Raw genomic sequence first — 2,431 nt, 5'->3', positions numbered from 1 at the left:
AGGCGGCGAAAGCATTCGCCCTGACCCTGCCCCCAGCGTTGCTCGCGCGCGCCGACGAGGTGATCGAATAATTCTGTCATGTCCGTTCATGGCCCTTCTGCGAAGTTGCGCTGCGTCTCACGGAGGTCCGCTTATCGCGGCAGAGCGGACCAGATTTGCTCACCTGAGTTCTTCGCATTTTGACCCATACCGGAAATGCCGAACTTGCATACTGAGACCGAGATCAAGCCCTATTTTCTACACCTCGTTTTTTGAAAGCGGACAGGCAAGTAGGGGCATCCGGATCGCTCCGCAGGGATATTAGCTGTTGAGACCAGAGCGGACATCAACGTTCCGTAATTCTGATTTGCGCGCAGCGACAGATCACTTCCGCCGCAACCTACAAGGCCATCGATCTCACGCGGACGTAGGAACCGGGCGCGTTTTTGATAATCGGCAACCGACCGCTGCCGGGGTCGCGAGCCGGAACGCGGCCTTCGTCAAATTGGGTTACCCATTCGTGCCAAAGCAGCCACCACGACCGTTGACGAGGCGCAGCGTTGACGAACCATTCGTCTGGACTGGGCGGCAAATCGTCGTTCACCCAATGCCCGTATTTGGTGCCTGGTGGGCTGATGACGCCAGCCATATGGCCTGCATCGGATAAAACGAACTTGACCGGTCCGGAGTACAAGCGTGTCGCCGCATAGGTCGATTTCCACGGCGCGATGTGGTCTTCGCGGGTTGCCAGAATGAAACTCGGAGTCCTGACTTTCGACAGATCTATCGGCGTATCCGCCAACGTGATCCCACCGGGTTTTGCCAGGAGATTTTCGTGATACATCCTGCGCAAGTAGAACGAATGCATCGCCGCGGGCATGCGGGTCGAATCGGAGTTCCAAAACAAAAGATCTCCGGGCATTTGCTTCTTGCCGAGCAGATAATTGCTAACGACAAACGACCAGATCAGGTCATTGGCGCGCAACATGTTGAACGTCGTCGCCATTTGATGCGCTTCCAGACATCCATGCTGGCGCATCCGTCTTTCGAGATATGCCAATTGCTCTTCGTCTATGAAGACGGCCATATCCCCAACTTCGGTAAAATCGACGAGCGTCGCGAGATAGGTGACGCTTGTAATCCGGTCCTCGCCCTTCGCGACCAAATATGCCAGCGTCGAGGCGAGCAGTGTTCCGCCGAGGCAATAGCCGATCGCGTTGACGCTATGCTCTCCGGTCGCAGACTCGATAGCATCGAGGGCCGCCAAGGGGCCCTCGAGCATGTAGTTTTCAAAGTTCTTTTCAGCGTGCTGCTTGTCGGGATTTACCCAGGAGATGACGAGAACAGTATGTCCCTGATCGACGGCCCATTTTATGAAAGAGTTTTTCGGCTGCAGATCGAGAACATAGAACTTGTTGATCCACGGCGGCACGATGAGGAGTGGCCGCCTGCGGACCTCTCGTGTCGACGGCGTATATTGGATTAGTTGCATGAGCTCGTTTTGATAGATCACTTTTCCGGGAGTCATTGCGATGTTTTCGCCGAGGCGGAAAGCCTTCATGTCGGTCATCGTGATCGCAAGACGGCCTTTGCCGCGCTCCAGATCGGCAAGAAGGTTCTCCAAACCGCGCAGCAGGTTCTGTCCGCCCGACGCCAAGGTTGCGGTGAGGACCTCCGGATTGGTAGCGACGAAATTGGAAGGGGACAGGGCATCAATCAGCTGGCGGGTATAGAAGTCGACCTTGCGGGCAGAGGCCTCGTCCATGCCTTTGACTTCGCGGATTGCAGAAAGAACCGACGCTGCTGCAACAAGATAACTGTCTTTCACAAAGCTGAAGACAACATTCTCGCTCCATTCCGGATGCTTGAACCGTTTATCGTTTGGGGTATCGGCCTCGCGTGCACGCAGCATGAGTAGGCGTAGGGCGGTTTTCTGCCAGATACCTACCATGTTGTGGAATAGGCCGACCTGCGCGCGTGCGACCACCGCCGGGTCGATCATCATCCTCGTCATGAACTCGAAAAAATCAAACCCAAGCATTGACCATTCGCCCCCGCCGAACTTAATCGCGTCAGCCTCATGAGGCGTGAAGTGCCGCATCAGTACTTGGGTTTGTTTCATGATGTCACGCAGTTGCGCTGCGAGGGCAATCGGATCCCAGATGGGCTGCTCCATCCACTTCTCGGCCATAAGTCTTTCCTCCTGACAGGCCTGACCAGAGCCGTCTTGGGTAGCTTCCAAAAAAACAACACCTCACCGCATGCGGTTGGTGACACGCGCGTCGGCAGGTAGGGTTGATTGGTTATGTTAAAGCCGGGCTTCTGTACATCAGCCCCGTTCGTCGCCGGCGCGCCTATGGTGTCATTCGGCTTGCAATATTGACCCCCTAAGCCGGGGGATCGGCGTCCAAAATTGACCCCCTACAGATAGGTCTGTTGCGCTGCCTGCTTT

1 protein-coding gene is annotated in these 2,431 nt (G+C 55.8%); it reads right to left on the bottom strand.

Annotated elements, in window-relative coordinates; genetic code table 11:
- Nucleotides 1–379: 379 nt before the first annotated feature.
- Nucleotides 380–2,170 (bottom strand): alpha/beta hydrolase, encoded by a 1,791-nt coding sequence (locus tag YU9_RS0138215; protein WP_027577391.1) that lies wholly within the window; start codon nt 2,168–2,170, stop codon nt 380–382.
- Between the last annotated feature and the right edge of the window lie 261 nt (nt 2,171–2,431).

The organism is Bradyrhizobium sp. WSM1743, from assembly GCF_000473065.1.
GTDB lineage: Bacteria > Pseudomonadota > Alphaproteobacteria > Rhizobiales > Xanthobacteraceae > Bradyrhizobium.
The sequence above is the reverse complement of the archived record's forward strand: the minus strand, read 5'-3'. Positions and strand labels throughout refer to the sequence as shown.